Genomic DNA, 24423 nt, shown 5'->3' with positions numbered 1-24423 from the left:
TAATACTTTTTTCTTCTTTTCGGCTGCAAATTTACATATTTCCAGCCAATCATGCAAATAAATCGATACTTTTTTTACATCTGAGGCAACTCTAACCACTTAACGTAGCAGAAATCCTGACGATGAGGCAGATTCTTGTTCTTTGGATACATACGTACTGAACACTTGTACGCACCAGCCTGATGAGGAGCCAGCTTAGCTTCGAATACAAAGTTATTGCCTTCACGACCCACCATCTTCAATGGTTCGATAGAGTAGATACGCTCTTCACCTTCCTTGTTGACAAATACATTGACCTTCTCCAGTCCAACGGCATCTTCAAGTCCCTGCTCATCTATGACATAACGGAGTGTGTACTCCTGACCTGTCTCGAGACCCGTTGAAGGAATATTCCACTCGGCAGAAACAACATTGATGCTATCCCAACGCTCAGCAACTGTTTCCTTCCACTGAGCAATATCCTTAGCCAACTGGTTGTTGTTCTTAGAGATTTCCTTGAAACGCTTTGCTTCTTTTACATAGAACTTATCATAGTAATCATCGAGCTGACGCTTCATGGTGTAGTGAGGAGCAATGAGAGCGATAGAGTTCTTGATAACCTTCACCCAGCCTTCACTGATACCCTTCTTGTTCTTATTATAATAAAGAGGTATAATCTCGTTCTCGAGCAAGCCATAGATAGTAGCTGCATCAAGACGGTCCTGATAGCCCTGAGTCTGATAGGTGCGCTTCTCGGTAAGAGCCCATCCAGCACCCTCACGATAGCCCTCAAGCCACCAGCCATCTTTCACGGAGAGGTTGACAACACCATTCATCTCGGCCTTCTCACCAGAGGTACCAGAAGCCTCAAGAGGACGTGTAGGCGTGTTCATCCAGATATCAACACCTGATACAAGGCGGCGAGCCAACAGGAAGTCATAGTCCTCAAGGAAGATAATCTTACCCAGGAACTCAGGACGCTGAGAAATCTCGTAGATACGCTTAATCAGACCCTGACCAGCACCATCTGCGGGGTGAGCCTTACCTGCAAAGAGGAAAATAACGGGATGTTCGGGATCGTTTACAATCTTAGACAGACGAGCCTCGTCCATGAACAACAGATGTGCACGCTTATAGGTAGCAAAACGGCGGCAGAAGCCAATGACCAGCGCATTGGGGTTCATCTTATCAAGCAGAGCAACCACACGAGAGGGATCACCCTGATTCTTGAGCCATGTATCACGGAACTGCTCCTTGATATAGTCGAACAACTTATTCTTCAGGGCCATACGGGTCTCCCAAATCTCCTCATCGGGACAATTGTAGATACCGTGCCAGATTTCCTCGTTTGACTGGTCGCTCATATGTTTGGTATCAAAGTACTTTGCATAGACACGGCGCCACTCGGTAGCACACCATGTGGGGAAGTGTACACCATTGGTGACATAGCCCACGTGATTCTCCTCGGGATAATAGCCGTTCCAGATGCCGGCAAACATCTTCTGTGAAACCCAGCCGTGGAGCATAGATACGCCATTAACCTCCTGACAAGTGTTGCAAGCGAAAGTTGACATACAGAACTTCTCACCGTGGTCATCAGGATTTGTACGACCCATACCGATAAACTCATCCCAAGAGATACCCAACTTCTGAGGATAACCTCCCATATACTTACCGAAGAGGCCCTCATCAAAGTAGTCGTGTCCTGCAGGAACAGGTGTGTGTACGGTATAGAGACCGCTGGCACGAACCAGTTCCATGGCCTGGTTGAAGGTCAGTCCTTCCTCGATATAGTCGCACAGACGCTGCAGGTTACAAAGAGCAGCATGTCCCTCGTTACAATGATAAATATCCTTCTTGATACCCAGTTTCTTCAGGGTGAGCACACCACCGATACCGAGCAGGATTTCCTGCTTCAAGCGGTTCTCCCAGTCACCACCATAAAGTGAGTGAGTGATAGGCTTGTCGTATTCTGAGTTCATATCATTATCGGTATCGAGCAGATACAGCTTGATACGACCCACGTTGACACGCCAAATATAAGCATGAACCGTATAGTTCATATAAGGAACGTCAACCACCATTGGCTGTCCGTTCTCGTCAAGCTGGCGCTCAATAGGCAGCGACGTAAAATTCTGAGCCTCATAGTTGGCAATCTGCTGTCCATCCATTGACAGGCTCTGGGTGAAGTAGCCGAAACGATAGAGGAAGCCAATGGCACACATATCAACATTTGAGTCAGAGGCCTCTTTCAGATAGTCACCGGCCAACATGCCAAGACCACCAGAGTAAATTTTCAGGGCAGAGTGCATACCATACTCCATAGAGAAGTATGCTACAGAAGGGCGCTTTGCATCGGGCTTTACGTCAACATAAGCACGAAACATCTTATATACATCCTTGATACGCTTCATCAGAGCCTTGTCCTTGACAATCTCTTCCTTACGCGAAAAGCTCAGACGCTCGAGCAACATCACGGGGTTGTGCTTCACGTCGTGATAGAGTTCTGGATCGAGGTCACGGAAAAGGTCACGAGCCTCATAGTTCCATACCCACCACAAGTTGTGTGCAATCTCACCAAGGCATTTCAACTCCTCTGGCAGACGAGATTTTACAATCATCTCCTTCCATTGAGGAGCATTCACGTAGTCAGCTTTAATTTTCATATCTTTACTTATTAAGGGATTTTACATTGAATAACACTAACTTCTGGCAACGACCTTCTTCAAAGCTATGTCGTATGCCTCATAATAATACTTGATAAATTCTTTCCAAAGAGCTTTTTTAGAGAGTGTCTCAGCAGCCTTACGACAAGCATCGACCTCTGTTTTAGACATCGTTGAGAATTCCGCTACAGTGTCCTTGATATAGTCGGCCACCTCAGAATAGTTATAGTCTGTACGATGTATCACACGTACACCATCCTGCAACTGACCTTCATGTCCAAATTCCTTATTGGCCCACAGTCCGAAACCAGCCAAATCAGTAGTAATACAAGGCACTTTAAATGCTACGGCCTCAAGCGGGGTATAGCCCCAAGGCTCGTAGTAAGAGGGATATATACACAGGTCATTACCCAAGACAACATCATAATAGGTAAGATTCATGATGCCATCACGACCATCCAGATAATCGGGCAGAAAAACCACCTTAACATTATCTTCATGACGATTGTGCATATCGTAATACTTCATCATATTAAGCACACTGTCGTGACCCATATTATGAAGCCAGTGAGTAACCTGCGGAACCTCCAAGGGAGTATCATAGGACTTACCACTTTCCAGTCTCTCCTGCAAGTCCTTACGAGGCTCACCTACCCAACCGGGCACAACAATGAAAGCAAGAACCTTTTTCTTCAGGTCACGGTCACGCAGCAGGCGGTTCATGGCTTCTACAAACACATCGATACCCTTATTGCGGAACTCATACCGGCCAGAGGTTGAAACAATAATCGTCTCATCATCCAGATTCTCACCCAACAGCGCATTGGCCACCTGCAACATCTTCTGACGTGCAGCCTTACGTTTCTTTGTAAACGAGGCAGCCTTTGGCACAAAACTATTGTCAAAGCCATTAGGAAGTACCACATCAACAGGTTTATCCAGCAATTCCTTGCACTCATTGGCTGTGATATCGCTCACTGTTGTGAAGCAGTCGACATGCCATGCCGTCTGTTTCTCAATAGAATGCTTTGACTGCATATTCAGTTCCTCAGCCATCTGATCACCATTATAGGCAAAAAGATAATCATAGAGAGGTTTCTGATTACCGGCAATAGAACGACCAATACTTGTAGCGTGGGTTGTAAAGACGGTGGCTATCTGTGGCAACTTGTTCTTAATATAGAGAGCACCAAGACCACACATCCATTCATTAGCATGGTAAACCACCTTCTGCTTACTTGAAAGAGAGTGATGATAGAAACTTTCTACAACCAATCCGGCTGCATATGAGAACATTGAAGCCTCATCATAGTCACCATAAGCATGAAGGGAGTCCACACGATAATTCTCCCACAACCAAGTATAAATCTCGTTTTTCTTTTCGAAATACGGTGTAAAATCCACCAGGACTGCGATAGGTTCGCCTGGTACAGTCCAACGTCCTACCCTGACTTTAAGTCCCTGCTCCTTAGCCTCCCACTGCCATTCAGCAAAGAGAGAAGGTTCTTCACGGAAATATGGGCTCTCTTTTTCTTTCCAGAAATCAGGGCCAATAAAGATGATCTTATCTTCAAATTTTTCCTGCAAGGTTTTTGCCCGGGTTGAAAGGACGGTGTAGATGCCACCAACTTTATTACAAACCTCCCAACTCGATTCAAAGATATAGTCTGGAGTTAATAGCTTTTTATTCATTTTACACGTTTTATATGGCTGCAAAGATACTTAAAATAATATTAAATCTAGCAAAAACTCCAAACTATTTTCCCGTTTTTCAGAAATAATTGATTTAAATCTGCTAACTTTGTATTCTAAACAAGAAAAAAATGAGAGCTATCTTGATAAGTATCTGTGCTTTATGGAGTTTCGCAACCTATGCACAAAGCGATAAGACAACATTTCACACCTATTTATATAATAAAGAGTACAAAGTGTATTTGCGAATCAACTTCTATGATCAGGATGTTATTATTCCCGACCAAGACTTGCTTGGTCCCCTACCCGGCTACCTGGGCAAAGAGCGTAACAGTTTCTGTTGGCCTATTGTCAGCGCGAAAGTCAAAGGAAACAAGGCTCACCTGCAAATGGTAAATGACTACGGCAGTGAGGATCTTGAAGCCACATTGACACGCGAGAACGATAGCATCTATGTATTAAAGCAAGGCAAAGGCTCTACCTTAAAGGTGCCTAATGACGGCAAATGGCAGAAGTTGCCAAGCACTCTGCCATTTGTCAGACCTAAACGTCAATAAGTAAGTATCTCAACACCGTGGTCCGTCATGACCAATGTATGCTCCCATTGGGCACTGGGTTTCTCATCTTCCGTGATAACCTCCCATCCATAGGGATCATCGGCATCAATAAATACGCGCCACGTACCCATATTAATCATTGGTTCGATAGTGAATACCATACCTGGCACGAGTAGCATACCCGTACCACGATGTCCGTAGTGGTTCACCTCCGGATCTTCATGGAACTGAAGTCCTACACCATGACCGGCCAAGTCGCGTACGATACCATAGCCATATTTCTTGCAATGCTTCTCAATAGCATGACCGATATCACCTACAAAACCCCAAGGCTTGGCAGCCTCCATACCTATCTCCAAGCATTCCCTGGCAACACGTACTAACTGTTCCTTTTCAGGTGTTGTCTTACCGATAATAAACATGCGAGAGGCATCGGCATAATAGCCATCCAAGATGGTGGTGAAATCGACATTGATGATATCGCCTTCCTCCAACACATCCTCTTCTTTAGGAATACCATGACATACCACCTCATTAATACTGGTACACACACTCATGGGGAATCCCTCATAATTCAAGCAGGCTGGAATGGCATGATGCTCTTCGCATACCTTCCGGCAAAGCTGGTCAATCTCCAGCGTACTCATGCCTGCATGAATAGTTGCTGCCACAGCATCTAGAACTGCAGTGTTTACCACACCAGCCCTACGGATGCCCTCAATCTGTTCTGGAGTCTTTATCAACTCACGGGTAGGAACAAGCTTTCCCTTGTTCTCCCAATACATAATCTGCTTATCAAATTCCGTTGGTTCCTGTCCTGACAGACAGTGCCATCTACGCTTTTTTACCATTATCTTCTATTGTCTTTTGCGAAAATTCCGTAATAGTGTTAATCAATGCGCCCTGATTACCCATATCGTAACGAAGACCTTTCAGGCGGAAGCCTATCATACCGGAGCGCTTTCTGACAGCTTCCAACGCCTCTGTCAATCCGATTTCCTTTGTCATATCACCCTCAGCGTCGGCTGCAGCTATATCTGCCTCCAACTGGGCAAACACCTCAGGTGTCAGGATATATTGTCCGAATACCGAACAGTATTCCTTGTCGCCCTGCTTATTCTTCACACCAAGGAACTCCTCTGCATAACTGGCCTTAGGCTTTTCTACGAAAGCATGAACGTGCATGATGCGCTCGTCCTTATCCTCCCATACGCCAGACATAATACCGAAATGGCTCACAGTTGACACAGGAACGGGATATAAGCCAAGAATCAGGCGATTATAGCGTTCGTATGCTTCAATAAGCTGCAGGGCACAGGGTTTATTAGATGTAGAACGGCTCAGGGTATCACCGAGCATCAGCAATACAGGTTCGTTGCCTGCAAAATGTGCAGCCTGATAAACGGCATGACCGAAGCCACGCTTTTCTGTCTGATAGACATAGCGCAAGCGTTTGCCAATATCCAAGATCCTGTTCTCATACTCCTGACACTCTGCATTCAACTTACTTAAATGCTCTTGCGTCAAAGGACGTTCGAAGAAATCAGTATACAGTTGACGTTCTTCCTCACTGCCAAGTACCAGGCAAATCTCCTCAATACCACTCTGCACCAGTTCTTCCAGCAGAATCAGGATAACTGGGCGCACCATGCCATCAGGACAAGGTATAGGGAAGAAATCTTTTTTCTGACAACGCGTCGCAGGATAGAGACGAGTACCAAAGCCTGCCACAGGAATGATTGCCTTACGTACTGTATGAACAGGATTAATCGTCAGACTATATGCAGGCATACCCTCCGCCTTCAGATAGTCGACCAACTGCTGCTGACAATCCGCATCCTTAGCCAGGAACTGCACCGAACCGTCACCATGCGAACCTACACCCTTCCCGCCATAAGTCAGAGCTTTGATATGTTCATCAGCAAGAACAGCCTTGAGTTTCGGAGCACGCAACTCCTCCGGACAAAGGGGAGCCACTTGTTCATCAAATACCTTTTCAGTTTCTGTCATCAGCATACCAAGACGCTCAATCTCGCCCTCAGCCATAAACTTAATTGCACGATTGATAATATCCTGATTATGTTGTCCCAATGCATCATGCAACTTCTGTTCGCGCTCATTGGAGGCAAAAGGATAGGCTTTATTCAAGTCGGCCAGAATCTTAATGGTATTCTTTTTACCACAAAGGTCAGCGAAGACCCAATAAAGAGGTTTCTTGACATTCAGGGTCTGAACCTCGATCTCATCGCCATCGAACTTCATCAGACTAGGCTTCACACCGAAGGCACATGCCTGATCCAGACGTCCACAACGCGAAGAGGTACGCAACTCACCTACATAAGCGATATTCATCTCGCCCATGGTGTTCAGATTCAAGTTATACAGCAAGTTGAACGCACGAGCTACCAACACACAGATAGCTGCCGATGACGACAGGCCGCTCTTCATTGGGAGCGTCATATCCGTGATATTAATACTCACGCCACCGACCTTATACCATTCCAGCATATAAGATGCCACACCAGCACAGTAGCAGAAGAAGTTCTTGGAACGTGCCACACGTTTCAGTTCCTGTTCATCCATTCTACACGAGAAATCTGCGTTCTCGCCAGATTCATTCAGGAAAGAGCACTTCACCTCAAACATTGAGGACTTCTCCACTTCTGCATATATACCTTGTTCAATACCAGTAACGATGGCAGCACCAGGCTCGATATCGGCATTCATGGTACGATAATGGCCTGCCCAGTCTGTGTGTTCTCCAAACAGGCACAAACGGCCTGGCACAAATAGCTTTATCATAGTTTTGTAACTTAAATCTAAAATGACACGTGCAAAGGTAATCAAAAAATTACTGCCCACCAAATTTAGTGGGCAGTAATTTGATATTTAACTGATTATCTACTCTTTATCGAGCAAAATCTTCATCATTTCCACAGCAGCCTTAGCCACAGAGGTACCAGGACCAAAGATAGCAGCCACACCGGCCTTATACAGGAAGTCATAGTCCTGAGCAGGAATAACACCACCTGCAATGACCATGATATCCTCACGACCCAGCTTCTTCAGCTCTTCAATAAGCTGAGGAATGAGTGTCTTGTGACCTGCAGCCAGAGACGAAGCACCAACAACATGGACGTCATTCTCCACAGCCTCGCGTGCGGCCTCGGCAGGTGTCTGGAACAGTGGTCCCATATCTACGTCGAAACCACAGTCGGCATAACCCGTAGCAACTACCTTAGCACCACGATCGTGACCATCCTGCCCCATCTTAGCGATGAAAATACGAGGACGACGACCTTCTTTCTCTGCGAACTCATCAGTCAGCTTACAAGCCAACTCAAATTCGCTATCATTCTTAGACTCTGAACTGTACACGCCTGAAATTGTTCTGATTACTGCTTTATAACGACCTACGATCTCTTCGCAGGCATCTGAAATCTCACCAAGGGTACAACGCAACTGAGCGGCTTTTACTGCCAGGTCGAGCAGGTTGTTCTCGCTCTTACGACCCTCATTGAAATCACGGACACACTCCGTGATGGCCTTGAGCGCAGCCTGACAAGCAGCCTCGTCGCGGGTAGAGCGAACCTCCTTCAGGCTCTCCTCCTGCTGCTTGCGTACAGCGGTGTTATCAACCTCAAGGATATCAATAGGATCCTCGTGCTCCAAACGATACTTGTTGGTACCAACAATGGTCTGGACACCACTGTCGATACGAGCCTGCGTACGGGCAGCAGCCTCCTCGATACGCATCTTAGGCAGACCGGTCTCGATGGCCTTAGCCATACCACCCAGCTTCTCAATCTCCTGGATATGCTCCCAAGCCTTGTGAACCAGTTCGTTGGTCAGGGTCTCAACATAGTAAGAACCAGCCCACGGGTCAATCTGTTTACACACCTTAGTCTCGTTCTGGATATAAATCTGGGTGTTACGAGCGATACGAGCCGAGAAGTCGGTAGGCAGAGCGATAGCCTCATCAAGGGCATTGGTATGCAGCGACTGGGTGTGACCCAGCACAGCAGCCATAGCTTCGATACAGGTACGGCCTACGTTATTGAATGGGTCCTGCTCGGTGAGTGACCATCCTGATGTCTGCGAGTGAGTACGCAGCGCCAGCGACTTAGGATTCTTGGCACCGAAGCTCTTTACAATCTTAGCCCACAGCAGTCGGCCTGCACGCATCTTGGCAATCTCCATAAAGTGGTTCATACCGATAGCCCAGAAGAACGAGAGTCGAGGAGCAAAAGCATCCACATCGATACCCGCATTCACACCCGTACGCAGGTAGTCCATACCATCTGCCAAGGTGTAAGCCAACTCGATATCAGCTGTAGCACCAGCCTCCTGCATGTGATAACCTGAGATAGAGATGCTGTTGAACTTAGGCATTTTCTGCGAGGTATATTCGAAGATATCAGCGATAATCTTCATGGAGAATGCAGGTGGGTAGATATAGGTGTTACGCACCATGAACTCCTTCAGGATATCGTTCTGGATAGTTCCAGCCATCTCCTCGAGCTGAGCGCCCTGTTCCAGACCAGCTACGATGTAGAATGCCAGGATAGGCAGCACAGCACCGTTCATGGTCATTGACACAGACATCTTATTCAAGGGGATACCGCTGAAGAGCACCTTCATATTCTCCTCGTTACAGATGGACACACCCGCCTTACCCACATCGCCCACTACACGAGCGTTATCAGGGTCGTAACCACGGTGTGTAGGCAGGTCGAAAGCCACAGAAAGACCCTTCTGTCCAGAAGCCAGGTTACGGCGATAGAAGGCATTCGACTCTTCAGCCGTTGAGAATCCGGCATACTGACGGATGGTCCAAGGCTTGAAGGGGTACATCATCGAATACGGACCACGCAGATAGGGAGGGATACCAGCTGTAAAGTCGAGGTGCTCCATACCCTCAAGGTCTTCCTTTGTATAAACTGGACGAACCTCGATGTGCTCTGGGGTCTTCCAGTTGGCCTCAATACCATTATCTTTAATCCACTTGGCACCATCCTGAGCCTTGATGCCTGCATAGATATCAATATCTTTAAACTGTTTACGCATAATTCAAGTCTCCTATTCTTTAAATACCAAGTTTCTGATTATATTCCTTCAAAGTCTCGAGTACGTTGCACTTTACGTGAACAAAGTTCTCGATGCCGGCAGCCTTCAGGTCTTCCATGCAGGCAGGCGCACCAGCCACTACGAACATGGCGCGACCATCGAGGTACTTAAAGGCAGGGATAGCATACTCGGCATACTCATCATCGCTCGAGCAGATAACCACGATATCGGCCTTAGCTTCCAAAGCAGCATCAACACCCTCTTCAACGGTCTTGAATCCAAGGTTATCAATCACCTTATAGCCAGCACAAGCCAGGAAGTTGCACGAGAACTGTGCACGAGCCTGACGCATGGCCAGATTACCAATGGTCAGCATAAAGGCTGTAGGCACCTTGGTCTCCTCGGTATGGATACGGAGGTCTTCGAAATCAGCAGCCAGACGAGTAGTCTCAATAGCCTTGAATGGCACACTCTCCTCACCATGATGATGCACGCCACCACAACCACAGTTATGCTTATAGGCACGCTTACCCTCACTCTTCTCCGTGAAGTTGGGGAACTGGTTGGTACCCAACAGGAACTCCTTACGCTTGGCAGCATCGCCGTGGCGCTTCACGTTGGTAGCATTGATATCGTCCTGAATAGTTCCAGCCTTGATGGCAGCGAGGAAACCTCCCTCTTCTTCCACCTTCAGGAATATCTTCCAGGCCTCAGTAGCCAAAGCATCAGTCAGATGCTCAATATAATAAGAACCTGCTGATGGGTCGACGATACGGTCAAAATGGCTCTCCTCCTTAATCAGTAACTGCTGGTTGCGGGCAATACGCTCCGAGAAGTCGGTAGCCTCCTCGTAAGGTGCATCGAATGGTGTTACCACCATCGAGTGAACACTACCCAGGGCAGCACTCATCGCCTCGGTCTGCGAACGCAACAGGTTAACATAGCTGTCGAACAGCGTCTGGTTATAAGTAGAGGTAGTAGCGTTGATAATCATCTTGCAGGCGCAGTCACACTTAGGCTCATACTGCTTTACAATCTGAGCCCAGAGCAAACGGGCGGCACGGAACTTGGCAATCTCCATGAAATAGTTCTCGCTAACGCCCATATTGAACTTGATGCTCTTCGCAGCAGTATCAACATCAACACCAGCATCAGTCAACTGCTGCAGATATTCGTTACCCCAAGCCAACGCATAGCCCAACTCCTGTACGATATAAGCACCAGCATTATTAAAGGCATCACTATGAACTACAATACCACGGAAGTTGGGATACTCCTTGAGCGACTCGGCCAGCTTAGGCCCGAATGCCAGGATAGGCGACACATCCTTACCCTTGAGTACCATTTTCTTCATGGGGTCCCATTCGATAGAGCCCACAATCTTATCCTTGTCGTATCCTTTCTTCTGCCAATAGGTTTTGAGGATTTCTGCCAGTTCGAGCGAATGACGCTGACAGGTAGAGAAGTTCACCTCAACATACTCACAATAGATACCCTCGAGCAAAGTCTCGACTGTATCCATAGATACCATATTACCAGGAATCTTGAAACCTAACGAGTCGATACCCTTATTCAGGATGTCGAGTGCCTTAGCGTTTGCAGCCTTTGGATCGCTGGCATCAATATTCTGACGGACATACCACTCATTTGAGTCCTTCTTGTTTCCACGTACAAACGGAAACTCTCCAGGGAGAGCATCTGGTGTCTTCAGGTTCGCCAAATCTTCACGGCGGTAGAAAGGTTGTACATTAAAACCTTCGTTGGTTCTCCATACCAAGCGTTTCTGGAAGTCGGCACCTTTCAGGTCAACCTCAATCTTGTCGAGCCATTCCTGTTTGGTCGGCGCAGTGAACTCGGTAAAGAGCTTCTCCTTTTTGTTTGACATAATTTCTTAGAGTATTATTAATATAAGTTTTAAGTTCTAGATTGCAAAGATAAGCAGAATATCTGAAACCAACAAACGAAAAGAGGGAAAAAATCATATTTATTTTTTTATTATTCACAATTATTTCTTACTTTTGCACCATTATGACAAACAAGCAACAAGAATACGACGAGTTAATACCACAATTGGCATCACTCATCGAGGGCGAGAAAGAAGAGATGAGCGTACTGGCAAATGTCAGCGCAGTGTTGAAGGAACGATTCGGCTGGTTCTGGATAGGATTCTATCTGGAGCGTGAAGGCGAATTGCGCCTTGGTCCGTTTCAGGGCACATTAGCTTGCATGCATATTAAAATAGGAAGAGGCGTCTGTGGCACCTCCTTCGAACAGCAGCAGAGCATCGTTGTACCAGATGTAGAGCAGTTCCCTGGTCACATTGCCTGTTCCAGTTTGTCGCGTTCAGAGATCGTCGTTCCCATTTTCGACAAAGCGCACCATCCCGTTGGCGTTCTTGACATCGACAGTACAGAGCTCAACACCTTTGACGAGTGCGACAGACAGAATCTAGAGCGCGTTTGCGAGATTATCACCAAGACATTATATTCATGAACACGCAGACTATCTTTGCCAAACTGATAGCCCAAAGCCTGAATCTGAGTGTTGAGGCTGTGGGCAACACCTTATCTTTATTAGAGGAAGGATGCACCATTCCTTTCATCTCGCGCTACAGGAAAGAACGCACAGGTGCGCTCGATGAAGTGCAGATTGCAGCCATCAGCGACGAAAACGAGCGCCTGAAGGAAATTCAGAAGCGTAAGGAGACAGTCATCAAGACGATTACAGATCAGGAGAAAATGACACCTGAGCTACAGAAGCGCATTGAGCAATGCTGGGACAGCACGGAATTGGAAGATATCTACCTGCCTTTCAAGCCCCGCCGACGCACACGTGCGCAAGTGGCTCGCGAGCAAGGACTTGAACCCTTAGCCCAGATTCTGATGGTGCAACGCGAACGCGACCCTGAACGTGCTGCACAGGCCTTTGTAAAAGGCGACGTAAAGGATGCAGAGACAGCTATTAAAGGAGCTCAGGACATCATAGCAGAGATGGTAAGTGAGGACGAACGTTCACGTCAACAGCTGCGTGGTGCCTATCGTCGTACAGCTATCATCACGTCAAAAGCAGTAAAAGCAAAGGCCGACACGGACGAAGCCGCGAAATATCACGACTACTTTGACTGGCACGAGCCATTGAAACGCTGTTCGAGCCATCGTTTACTGGCAATGCGCAGAGGTGAGAACGAAGGCATTTTACGCCTGAGTATCGACCCCATCGACGATGATGAATGTATCGAGCGTCTGCAACGTCACTATGTTTACGGACATACACCTTGCGGAGATTTGGTAGCCGAGGCTGTAGAGGATAGTTACAAGCGTCTCCTGAAGCCCAGCATTGAGACTGAATTTGCCAATCTGAGCAAGGAGCAGGCCGACGAAGAAGCAATCCGAGTGTTTGCAGAGAATCTGCGACAGTTGTTGCTTGGAGCCCCCTTAGGTCAGAAGCGCGTGATGGGCGTTGATCCAGGATTCCGTACTGGATGTAAAGTGGTTTGTCTGGATGCACAGGGCAACCTGCTACACCATGAAGCCATCTTCCCCCACCCGCCTGTCAACAAACGTATGCAGGCTACTGTTCACGTGCAACAGATGCTGGAACAGTATCATATTGAGGCAATCGCTATTGGAAATGGTACTGCCAGTCGCGAAACGAAGGCATTCATCGAAGACGCCCTTCAAGGTCACGACGGAATCAATGTCTTTGTGGTAAGCGAGGACGGCGCTTCTGTCTATTCCGCATCAAAAGTAGCCCGCGAAGAGTTCCCTGACGAGGATGTCACCGTTCGCGGTGCCATCTCCATCGGACGTCGTCTGATGGACCCTTTGGCAGAGTTAGTGAAGATTGACCCTAAGAGCATTGGAGTAGGACAATATCAACATGACATTGACCAGACAAAATTAAAACACCAGCTTGATCAAACAGTAGAAAGCTGTGTCAATCAAGTTGGAGTCAACTTAAACACCGCCTCCAGTCATTTACTGCAATACGTTAGCGGACTGGGAGTTACACTTGCAAAGAACATTATAGACTATCGCAAAGAAAACGGTGCTTTTACTTCGCGAGCCCAACTCAAGAAAGTACCCCGTTTAGGACCTTCAGCCTACCAGCAATGTGCAGGATTTTTGCGTATTCCCGGTGCTAAGAATCCGCTCGACAACAGCGCTGTTCATCCAGAGAGTTACCCCATCGTAGAACAGATGGCAAAGGACTTGGGATGCACAGTGAAGGACCTGATTGAACAAAAGGATTTACGTGCCAAGTTGGACATCAAGAAATACGTCACATCAGAGGTTGGTCTTCCCACGCTGACCGACATCATGAAGGAGTTGGAGAAGCCCGGACGCGATCCTCGCGAGCAACTGGAAGTGTTCGAATTTGACAGTCGCGTGCAGACAATCGACGACTTGGAGGAAGGAATGCTACTGCCCGGCATCGTGACCAACATCACCAACTTTGGTGCTTTTGTGGATATTGGCGTGCACCAGGACGGACTGGTACATATCTCACAGATGGCCAATCGTCGCATTGCTCATCCTACGGATGTAGTAAAACTGCATCAGCACGTCACCGTACGCGTCATTGAAATCGACCAACGACGTCATCGCATCTCATTATCCATGAAGCAATAAAAAGTCCGACGTCGTCGGACTCCTAGTCCGTAGGCGACGTACTGACAGTCCGACGCCTACGGACTACAAACAAAAAGGGGATACGCCAACTGCGGCGCATCCCCCTTATTATTTGAATTAAATTCGTTTCTTAGAAGTTGTAGTAGAAACCAAACATCAGGTCACCAGCACTGAAATTATTGAGGGTATTCAGACCAACGATGGTTCTTGTGTCATCGTCACCAGCCTCCTTAGAGAAATCCAACACAAAGAGGTTGTTAGCCTTAGCAACAATACTAATATGATCTGTCAGGTTAAAGGCAACACCAGGAGCAACATTCAAACCAAATGCATTTGAAGACTTGTCAGCACCTTCCAACTTCTTGGTATTGAAATAGGCACCACCATCAACAAACACCTTTGCCTTACCAATTTCAAGAGCCTGATAACGGAGGTAGGGGTTGACAGCGCACTGAGTGTAAGTATCCTTAACATTTGTGTATCCGAACTGGAGACCTACACCAAATTTCTCATCCAAAGACATGCCTACTTCGGGAGCAATTGTGAAAGTCTGGGCATCACCTTTCTTTTGAAAGCCTACACCACCACCAACATAAACCTGTGCGTTCATAGTTACAGCTGCGAACAAGGCAACCATTGACATCAAAATTTTCTTCATAGTTTTATAAATTAATTTTGTTAAACTTTTCCGCCCTTAAAAAGCGGGTTATTAATGATTTCGGGTGCAAATGTACAAAAAACTTTAATACCACCAAACATTTTTCTAAAAAAAATTCACATTTTACTCAAAAAGATGATAAATCCTTGCTAATTTCGCATAAATTATGTACCTTTGCATGGTTGAATACATTAATAATATGAACAACAATCTGAAGTTTATTGCAGGGCCTTGCGTCATTGAGTCTGCCGAGTTATTGGACACCGTTGCCAGAACATTGGTTGACATCAATCGTCGTCTTGGCACCAATATCATATTCAAGGCCTCATTCGATAAGGCCAACCGCACCTCCATCAACTCTTTCCGCGGTCCTGGCATTGACAAGGGACTGCAGATGCTGGGCGACATCAAATCGAAATACGGATTGCAGATACTCACCGATATCCACGAAGCATGGCAGGCAGAACCTACAGGTCAGGTGGCAGACGTCATTCAGATTCCTGCATTCCTTTGCCGGCAGACCGACTTACTGGTTGCTGCAGCAAAGACTGGTAAGACGGTGAACATCAAGAAAGCCCAGTTCCTGGGTGGCCGCGACATGAAATATCCTGTAGAAAAAGCAAAGGATGCCGGCGCAAAAGAGGTATGGCTCACCGAACGCGGCAATATGATGGGCTATGGCAACCTAGTGGTAGACTTCCGCAATATCAGCGATATGCTGGAGATTGTACCCACCGTCGTCATGGACTGCACCCATAGCGTGCAACGCCCTGACGCCAAAGGAGGCAAGACGGGAGGCGATCGCCGTTTTGTACCATCTATGGCCTTAGCAGCAAAGGCCTTTGGGGCTACGGGCTACTTTTTCGAGGTACACCCTACCCCTGATCAAGGATTAAGCGATGCTGCAAACATGTTAGAGCTGGATAAACTGGAAGACTTAGTAAAGAAACTGATTTCATGACGACAAGAGAATACGGTATACAGGCAATAAAAGACGAAGCAGAGGCCCTGCTCGATATGATTCCAAAAATGGACGACCAGTTTGACAAGGCCGTCGACTTGATGCTGAACTGTAAAGGTAAGGTTATCGTTACGGGGGTAGGCAAGAGCGGACATATCGGTGCAAAGATAGCAGCAACACTGGCTTCCACAGGAACACCCTCGTTTTTCATCAACCCCCTGGACGTTTATCACGGTGACCTGGGTGTGATGACACATGACGACGTGGTACTTGCCATATCCAATTCTGGTCTGACAGACGAACTACTGCGTTTCATCCCCATGGTACTCCACATGGAGATACCCATTATCGGCATGAGTGGTAACCCTGCGTCATTATTGGCGAAGTATTCCACTTTCCATCTGAATGTAGGCGTTAAGAAAGAGGCTTGTCCGCTGAACCTTGCGCCTACCAGCAGTACCACCGCTGCACTGGCTATGGGCGATGCTTTGGCTATCGCCTTAATGCAGAAAAGAAATTTCCGTCCGCAGGATTTTGCGCATTTCCACCCTGGCGGAGAACTCGGCAGACGCTTGTTGACGACAGCTCAAGACGTGATGCGCAGCGACGACATGCCTATTCTCTCACCAGAGACACGTCTTGGCGAGGCCATCATGATAGTCAGCGAAGGCAAACTGGGACTGGGTGTTGCTGAGGTTGACGGCACCATTGCCGGTTTGATTACCGACGGTGATATCCGTAGAGCCATCGAACGCTGGCAAGCCGACTTCTTCAACCACACCGTCAGCGACATCATGACTCGCACACCGAAGACAGTAGAGCTGGATACAAAGATTACAGAGATTCAACGCATCATGCAACAATACAAGATTCATTCCGTACTGGTCATCAGCAAAGACAACCAGCTATTGGGCGTCGTAGACCATTACTCGTGTATGATTTAAGAGATATAAGACGTATGAACGCACTTAAGAAAGTTCTGATTATCATAGCGCTGATGTTGCCGTTGGCTACGTCGGCCGATTATCTTTTCAAGACGTTGGACGCCCGCAACGGACTGACATCCAGCCAGATTAACTGCATCACGAAGGATTCGCGCGGATTCATCTGGTTGGGCACCCCTGCAGGTCTCTATCGTTATGACGGATATATATTCAAACATTTCCAGACAGACTCCCAGGATGGTTCATCACTTCCAGACAGTTATATAGAATCCATTCAGGAAGCCTATGATGGTAACTTGTGGGTAAAGACTATAGCCGGCTACTGTATCTACCACCCACAATCAGAGAGTTTCGAGCGCGATATGCGTCAGGCCTTTGCCCGTCTTGGAATCAAAGATGTGCCAGAACTTATCTATATCGATCGTCACAAAAACCTCTGGGGCTATATCTCGGGAAGAGGTGCCATCAGTTATAACACCCAACAGCAACTGTTCTATGAGTTTCCGGAATCAGACGATTCATATGGCATTCCACAAGGAAATGTCTGTTCTATAGGCGAATGCAAGGATGGCGTCATCTATGTCTATGACGATGGACGTATCGTATGTCTTGACATCATCCACCAGCAAAATGTGGTATGGCGTAACTACGACATTGCCAACAAGGGACTCCGCAAGACCAGTTCTTTACGTGTATTCACCGATCAGAAAGACAATATCTGGCTTTACGGACAAGGAACACTATTCCTTTATAATAAGAAAGTAAAGAGTTGGGATACCAGCATTGGAGACCAACTGGACCTGACAGGCATTAATGTTGATAATGCAGTCTATTCCATGGGTGGCGATCGCAGTGGCAACATCTGGCTGGGTACCAACCTGCCCTATCTGCTTAAGATGAATGTCAACACCCATGTCATTGAAAATGTTCAGACCAAGAGTCTTAACTCAACACGTCTGGTTGAAAACAACATGGGTATACGCAGTATCTATGTTGATGATACAGACCTCCTATGGATAGGTACGGCAAAATCTGGTGTTGCCTATATGGGACAGAACATCTATAAATTTGAGTCTCAGAAACTGGGTGACATCACAGCGATTGTGGAAGATAGCGCAGGCAAAGTGTGGTATGGCACCAGTGATAAAGGTATCATAGATTTTGATGGCAAACTCGCCAGCAATAAGATTTCGGCTATGGCATATACCAAGGACGGAAGCCTTTGGGTGGGCTCTCCTCAGAATGGTATTACCCGCATCAAGAATGGTGTATCACAGATATACTCTGTGGCCAACGACAGCACACAACGAATGATGATTGACGACCATATCAATGCACTGACATCTGATAAGGCCGGCAACCTTTGGATCGCTACTGATGGTGGTCTGCAGGTTTACAACCCACGCGTCAACCAGTTCTCAAACTACACCAAAAAGAATGGTAAGATTAGGGTTAACAACATCACGTCGCTATTCTACACTTCAAACAACAACATGCTGATAGGAACCTCCGAGGGACTTATCATCATGAACATCTCTACAACAGAGATGCGCCAGTACACTGGTAACTCTACGAATCTGTCAAAGTATACAAATAACTATGTTACTCAGGTCTTTGAGGACTCCCGTGGCTTGATATGGGTAGGAACACGTGAAGGTGTGAATATCTGGAATCCAAACAACGACCATCTGGATTACCTGACTGAAAAGAACGGACTGTGCAACAATAACATTTGTGGTATAGCAGAGGATGCCAGTCACAATGTATGGCTGTCAACCAGCAATGGTGTCAGTCGAGTTGTCATCCAAAGGAATCACGAGAACGACACGTACAACTATGGTCTTTATAATTACACACGCAACGACGGACTGCAGGGCGACGAGTTTAATATTGGCTCAATCCTCATTCGTCGCGATGGCAACGTAGTAATGGGTGGTCTGAATGGTATCAACTGGATACGTCCAAAGACCATTGACGAGACTGTCAGTCTGCCACGTGTGATGCTTACCCAGTTATTTATTGGTGAAGAGGAAATCCTGGTAGGTCATTCTTACAATGGCAACATCCCTCTGACCCAGGCACTCAACGAAAGTAGTCGCATCCAATTGAAGAGCGACCAGAATACCATTACCATCAAATTTGCCGCCGGCAACTATAACCAGAGTGAGCGCCTGCAGTTCATGTATGAGATGGAGGGCCTGGACAACAACTGGCATGATGGTGATGCACTGAAACATGGTGTCACATTCACAGACCTTTCACCGGGAACCTATAAGCTCCATGTCAAAGCCGTCAGTGCGGAAGGAGCTGTCAGCAATCAGGAGCGTGTCATAGAGATTGTTGTGGCTCGTCCCTGGTTCCTGCAGTGGTGGATGATTGGTATCTATGCCCTCATCCTTATCATTGTCATCTACATGTGGAAACAAGGCATGGACCGCATCCGTCTGTTGTGGAAGAAGAAGAAAGCAATTCTCGGCGAACTGGTTCAGCAGCGTGAGGAAATCAAGTCGGCCAGTGATGACTTACGTCAGCCAATGTCGCGCATGACGACTATCATCATGAATCTCTCAGAGAAAGAGAGCACGCTGGAAGAGCGCGAACAGCTCAATGCACTTCACGCCCAGATGCTGCAACTCATCACGCGCGTCAGCGATATGCAGACCATACTTGAGAATCCGGAGGAGAGAGCCAAGAAGGCTGTACAAAAGCACTTCGAGATTAACGCCAAGGGTGAGATGAGTCTGCCAGACCTGCTGAGTGAAGAACTCACATCTGAGATTCGCCCCTATCAGGCAGAACTCCCAACAGCAAAATTCCGTGTTGTCTTCATTGACAGCAATGTAGAGTTTATCAAGTTCATCAAGTCGCACCTGAAGTTTGTTTATGAGTTCCATACTTATAACGATATCCATAAAGCTGCCACCGATATCGAATCCATGATGCCAGATCTGGTTATCTGTAAACAGGACATGCCCAAGATGACAGGTAGCGAACTGTGCAATAACATCAAGATGCACCCCACGCTTAACCGCATCAAGTTCGTACTGATGACAGACAACAAGCTCTCCCCACAGGAGATGACGAGTCAGAATATCACGATGGGCGCTGACGACTATCTGGCTAAACCATTCAACCTGCAAGAAGCTGTGATGCGTTTCAACAAACTGCTTGGCGTAGGACCAATTGAGATTAAGACAGATTTGATTGAAGGTGCAGAGACACGTGAACTGGAAGGTCGTAACTCCAGCATGACTACCGCCACTGAGAGCATGGATTTGGCAACCTACAACCCAAGCGCCAATGATATTGAGGAAGATGAACAGATGAAGTCACTGGCCATACAGATTGTCAGAGACCATACTGCATCGGCCATGGAACAGAACTACAACTTCACAGACGACCAGGATGAGATGCACGAGAAATTCAGTATGACTGAGAGCATGGACCAGCAACTCATCAACAGCATTGAGCAGTATGTCCAACAGAATATGAATCGTGGCACCATCAATCTGGAGGATATGGCAGAAGCGATGGGCATGAGCATGAAGCCCTTCTTCCAGAAGGTTCATGACATCACAGGAAAGACACCTGCCGAGATTGTGCGCGACCTACGTCTGCGCCACGCCTGCATCCTGCTCCAGCGTACGAATATCAACATGAGTGAGTTGGCTTCACACGTTGGATTTGCAACTGGCGAGCACTTTATCAACCTCTTTAAGGAGCGCTTCGGAATGACGCCCTCTGAATACAGGCTTAAACACCGCAAATGAATACATTAGGATATAAGATGGCAAGTGTTACTCTCGTGGCACTTGCTATTCTTTCAACAAGCACATTAAAAGCACAGGATAACCTCACCTCCGATTCCCTGATATATCGGCAGTTGAAGGACTATGATGTCACGTTCTCAGATAATAACAGCGTGACGCTCCTTATGTCGGGACAGGAAAAATTCGACGATATGTTTGCAGCTATCAAGCAGGCCAGGCATAGCGTCCACTTGGAGTATTTCAATTTCCGCAACGACTCTATCGCCATGCTTCTTTTCGACATTCTGAAGGAGAAGCGCAAGGAAGGCGTAGAGATCCGCGCCATGTTTGATGGTTTTGGTAACGATTCCAATAACCAGCCTCTGCGCAAACATCATCTGGAAGCCCTTCGAAAAGACAGTATTGACATCGTAGAATTCGATCCGATCCGTTTTCCCTGGGTCAACCATATATGGCCACGCGACCATCGTAAGATTGTAGTCATCGACGGAAGTATTGCCTATACAGGAGGTATGAACGTTGCCGACTATTATATAAAAGGTACGGAGCAGGTAGGTGCTTGGCGCGACATGCACTGTCGTATTGAGGGTGGCGCCGTCAATGTGCTGCAACAGATTTTCTGTAGGATATGGAAGAAAGCCACTGGCGAGGATCTACTCTCACAGCCTCAGTACTTCAGGGCCTATGAACCTACAGCCATGAAAGGTCTCAAGCCAGACACGACAGCAACAGCAGGGAAGAAACTGGTGGGTATCATTAATCGTGAGCCCCATATCACGAATGATGCCATGCGCTACTTCTATGTCAATGCCATCAACGATGCCAAAGACTCTATCCACATCATCAACCCCTACTTCACCCTGATTCCCTGCATCAAGAAAGCAATCAAGCAGGCTCTGAAGCGAGGTATCAAAGTGGACATCATGCTATCTGCCAAGAGCGATATTCCCCTGACACCGGACTGTGCATTCTATAATGCTCATAAATTAATGAAGCGCGGTGCAAATGTATGGCTTTACCAACCAGGTTTCCATCATTCTAAGATTATGATGGTCGACGGGAAATTCTGTACTGTTGGCAGTACCAACCTGGATGCCCGCAGCACACGATTCGACTACGAAGAGAACGCCGTGATTATTGACAGTTGCACCACACGAGAACTGGATGATATGTTTGAGCGTGATAAGAAGGAAAGCATCTACCTGACACCACAGACATGGAAAGAATTCCGCACGCCCTGGCAACGTTTCCGTGGCTGGTTTGCCCACCTGTTGCGTCCTTTCCTCTAACCTTTTATCGCATCCAGCATCATCTGAATCTCGCCTTTACCTATATGGTATTTGCGAATAACGTCATTTTCCGTCAAATAGAAAGCATTTTCCAACGAAGGATCCGAAGCAATGAGAAGATCCTGATAACGGCGAAATGACTGGATGGCTCCTCCAATGTCGCCGGAAAACCACAGGCAGTAACCTTGATAAAGGAAACAATCTGCCTGAGGATGCTCCTGAGTCATGAGTTGGGCAAAGTATTTCTTTGCCTCATCAAAACGTCCATCAATTGTCAGCACCCAAGCCAATACAAGCACCACCTCCATATTCTCTTCATCGAGATAGTTCAACTTATACAGCAATTTGAGGGCATCCTCACACTGACGAAGGTTAGCCATGCAAATAGACGCATTAAGCATATACGACCTGGACTCTGCATTTATGTCCAGTAGCTGCTTGTAGACATCCAGAGCCTGACGATATTCATTATCATAAAAATGCGCGCGTGCCAATCCCGCTAGCGCCTTCTTATCATCAGGTTTCAGTTTCAAGGCCGCTTTATACCAGAATTTGTCCTCTCCACCCAAGCCTTCCGGCTGTACCTGACATAGATGTCCGCGTAAGAAGCAATATTGATAGTCGCGCTTATCCTTGGGATAAAGACAAAGAATCTCCTCTGCCTCATGATAGTATTTGCGCTTCACAAGGAAGTTTACCACTTCACTCATACGATTGACCAGTGACGTCTTACACAACAATTCACTTGCAAAGAAAAGATATATCTTTTCCTCATCAAAAGGATTCCGGAACTCCTGACGAGCAGGGTACAGTCGGAAGAAGCGGTATAAATCCTGCAGATACATACGTCTGATGTAAGCAGGCGTTTTCCTTTCTTCGTTCGTTACTATCCCGCCCAGAGGCATCGCCATCGCTTCACCTTCTTCCATCATATTCAATATATGGGCAGGCAAACGATTAAGCACTTGGTCAAAACTCAGAACAAACGAGTATTTGTCACTATCGCAGAAAGCGCCCCTTGATATAATTGAATGCAGGAATTTCTGACCTTTTGAGTTCTCCCAGATATTATTAACAGCTGGATGATTCGCAAAGAAAGGAACGAACCAGTTGGATAAGTCGTAGAAGAAGGAGAAACGCTTCATCTGCGCAAAGCCGGCGAAATAGATGTCAGAGCCTTCTTTCTGCATATCCGTCATACGCGTCACGCTCTGTTCCATCTTCTCCATATCACGTTCAGCTGCATCAGGATGCAGGATATCCTCCAGCGCGTCCTCATCCATTTCCTCCAGTCCCTTTGAAGTCATCTTAAAATGACCGCCATTCATAATATCAGGCATTATCTCATCCTGAATCTTCTTCTGATCACTCTCCGTGCTCTTACAGAAGAACAGTTGCATCTGCAGTTCCGTCAACTCCTGGCACATTGTCTCATCAGCACCTATCTCAGCAATAGTCTGTTTTATTTCAGGATAAAGGGTAGATTTTTCAGCATTAACAGTCAACGTCCACCCTACCAGCGCACGCTGACGGACACAGATATCAGTTGACTGCTTATACACCTTTATCAGCGTCAGCACCTTATTCACGTCAAACGCATTCTGGGCAGCCAGCGTGATGGCACTTACAAGCAACTGCTGATCTACGGTATCAATCGTAGGCGACAGTAGGATATCCACGAACTGCTCTGACAAAGAATCTTTCCATTGGCGCGAAGTCAACACATATTCAAAGAGATTACTCATGAAGGTCTGATGACGCTGATTCAATTGCAGACTTTTGTTTGCCCTGATATGTGCAGGTTCAAAATCCAGCATCGCCGTCTCAGTGACATAGTTTTCCAACTCCTCCCTTATGCCCGTCAGTCCCCATTCAGTTCTGTTCTTACGTGGACGCTGATAAGTAGTTATCCAGTAGGAATTAGTGCGGTAGAGATGATGAGCACGGATATTCATGGCCAACACATACAGACGTCTCAGCAATTGCTCATAGACCTGTTCACGCTCAGGATCATTTGCCCCACGCTTCCAATAGTCGGCCATCAACTCATAGTCGACCTTGATAGCCGACAATTTGTCCAAGCCAGGCATTTGCGGATACGACAGGAGATAATTCTCCAGGCTCTGTATGCCCGCAAAGAGTTTTTTGGCTGTTATATACGATATAACTCCGTCTAGTGGATTCACGTTCTGCATGTATCTCTCCTTAT

At 46.9% G+C, this 24423-nt stretch carries 15 protein-coding genes; 7 read left to right on the top strand and 8 right to left on the bottom strand.

The window, feature by feature from the left end:
• Nucleotides 1-74: 74 nt before the first annotated feature.
• Together glgP and L6468_RS04540 are read right to left on the bottom strand one after the other, a co-directional pair.
• The gene (glgP, locus tag L6468_RS04545) at nucleotides 75-2645 is read right to left on the bottom strand and encodes an alpha-glucan family phosphorylase (protein ID WP_091815936.1); all 2571 of its coding nucleotides are present in this window, start codon (nucleotides 2643-2645) and stop codon (nucleotides 75-77) included.
• Nucleotides 2646-2681: 36 nt separating this feature from the next.
• Entirely contained in the window at nucleotides 2682-4337 is a 1656-nt protein-coding gene (locus L6468_RS04540) for a glycogen/starch synthase (protein WP_091815938.1), read from the bottom strand.
• A gap of 236 nt (nucleotides 4338-4573) precedes the next feature.
• Here L6468_RS04540 and L6468_RS04535 point away from each other — a divergent pair, with 236 nt between their 5' ends.
• The gene (locus tag L6468_RS04535; RefSeq protein ID WP_237795760.1) at nucleotides 4574-4894 is read left to right on the top strand and encodes a hypothetical protein; all 321 of its coding nucleotides are present in this window, start codon (nucleotides 4574-4576) and stop codon (nucleotides 4892-4894) included.
• On the opposite strand, the gene map is transcribed toward L6468_RS04535, so the two are convergent.
• From map to mutA, 4 genes are all read right to left on the bottom strand, one after another.
• On the bottom strand, nucleotides 4888-5745 hold the full coding sequence (gene map, locus L6468_RS04530; protein ID WP_237795757.1) for a type I methionyl aminopeptidase: 858 nt from the start codon (nucleotides 5743-5745) through the stop codon (nucleotides 4888-4890). The genes L6468_RS04535 and map overlap by 7 nt on opposite strands.
• Complete coding sequence (locus L6468_RS04525; RefSeq protein ID WP_237795755.1) at nucleotides 5729-7696, bottom strand: sugar phosphate nucleotidyltransferase; 1968 nt, start codon at nucleotides 7694-7696, stop codon at nucleotides 5729-5731. The genes map and L6468_RS04525 overlap by 17 nt, the downstream gene beginning before the upstream one ends.
• Before the next feature lie 99 nt (nucleotides 7697-7795).
• Nucleotides 7796-9961 carry a methylmalonyl-CoA mutase gene (gene scpA, locus L6468_RS04520; protein WP_237795754.1) on the bottom strand — a complete coding sequence of 722 codons (2166 nt, stop codon included), beginning with the start codon at nucleotides 9959-9961 and terminating at the stop codon, nucleotides 7796-7798.
• Nucleotides 9962-9980: 19 nt separating this feature from the next.
• Nucleotides 9981-11846, bottom strand: a complete 1866-nt coding sequence (gene mutA / locus L6468_RS04515; RefSeq protein WP_237795747.1) for a methylmalonyl-CoA mutase small subunit — start codon at nucleotides 11844-11846, stop codon at nucleotides 9981-9983.
• 143 nt (nucleotides 11847-11989) lie between these two features.
• Between mutA and L6468_RS04510 the strand changes: the two genes are divergently transcribed.
• A complete protein-coding gene (locus L6468_RS04510; RefSeq protein ID WP_237795745.1) occupies nucleotides 11990-12454 on the top strand; it encodes a GAF domain-containing protein in 465 nt (154 codons plus the stop codon).
• Complete coding sequence (locus tag L6468_RS04505) at nucleotides 12451-14592, top strand: Tex family protein (protein ID WP_237795743.1); 2142 nt, start codon at nucleotides 12451-12453, stop codon at nucleotides 14590-14592. Before L6468_RS04510 ends, L6468_RS04505 begins: the two co-directional genes overlap by 4 nt.
• A gap of 130 nt (nucleotides 14593-14722) precedes the next feature.
• Here the strand turns inward: L6468_RS04505 and L6468_RS04500 are convergent, their stop codons facing one another.
• Nucleotides 14723-15250, bottom strand: a complete 528-nt coding sequence (locus L6468_RS04500; RefSeq protein WP_237795741.1) for an outer membrane beta-barrel protein — start codon at nucleotides 15248-15250, stop codon at nucleotides 14723-14725.
• 199 nt (nucleotides 15251-15449) lie between these two features.
• Here L6468_RS04500 and kdsA point away from each other — a divergent pair, with 199 nt between their 5' ends.
• Genes kdsA through L6468_RS04480 form a run of 4 tightly spaced genes read left to right on the top strand, consistent with a single transcriptional unit; the run spans nucleotide 15450 to nucleotide 22214 of the window.
• Complete coding sequence (kdsA, locus tag L6468_RS04495) at nucleotides 15450-16211, top strand: 3-deoxy-8-phosphooctulonate synthase (protein ID WP_237795739.1); 762 nt, start codon at nucleotides 15450-15452, stop codon at nucleotides 16209-16211.
• Entirely contained in the window at nucleotides 16208-17155 is a 948-nt protein-coding gene (locus tag L6468_RS04490; RefSeq protein WP_091815972.1) for a KpsF/GutQ family sugar-phosphate isomerase, read from the top strand. Before kdsA ends, L6468_RS04490 begins: the two co-directional genes overlap by 4 nt.
• Nucleotides 17156-17169: 14 nt before the next feature.
• Nucleotides 17170-20925: a two-component regulator propeller domain-containing protein gene (locus L6468_RS04485; protein WP_237795737.1), complete on the top strand. Its 3756-nt coding sequence runs from the start codon at nucleotides 17170-17172 to the stop codon at nucleotides 20923-20925.
• On the top strand, nucleotides 20922-22214 hold the full coding sequence (locus L6468_RS04480) for a phospholipase D-like domain-containing protein (protein ID WP_237795735.1): 1293 nt from the start codon (nucleotides 20922-20924) through the stop codon (nucleotides 22212-22214). Before L6468_RS04485 ends, L6468_RS04480 begins: the two co-directional genes overlap by 4 nt.
• Here the strand turns inward: L6468_RS04480 and L6468_RS04475 are convergent.
• Nucleotides 22211-24409 (bottom strand): tetratricopeptide repeat protein, encoded by a 2199-nt coding sequence (locus L6468_RS04475; RefSeq protein WP_237795733.1) that lies wholly within the window; start codon nucleotides 24407-24409, stop codon nucleotides 22211-22213. The two genes, L6468_RS04480 and L6468_RS04475, sit on opposite strands and share 4 nt — an antisense overlap.
• Nucleotides 24410-24423: the final 14 nt, after the last annotated feature.

The sequence above is a fragment of the Prevotella communis genome (assembly GCF_022024115.1).
Lineage (GTDB): Bacteria > Bacteroidota > Bacteroidia > Bacteroidales > Bacteroidaceae > Prevotella > Prevotella communis.
The sequence above is the reverse complement of the archived record's forward strand: the minus strand, read 5'-3'. Positions and strand labels throughout refer to the sequence as shown.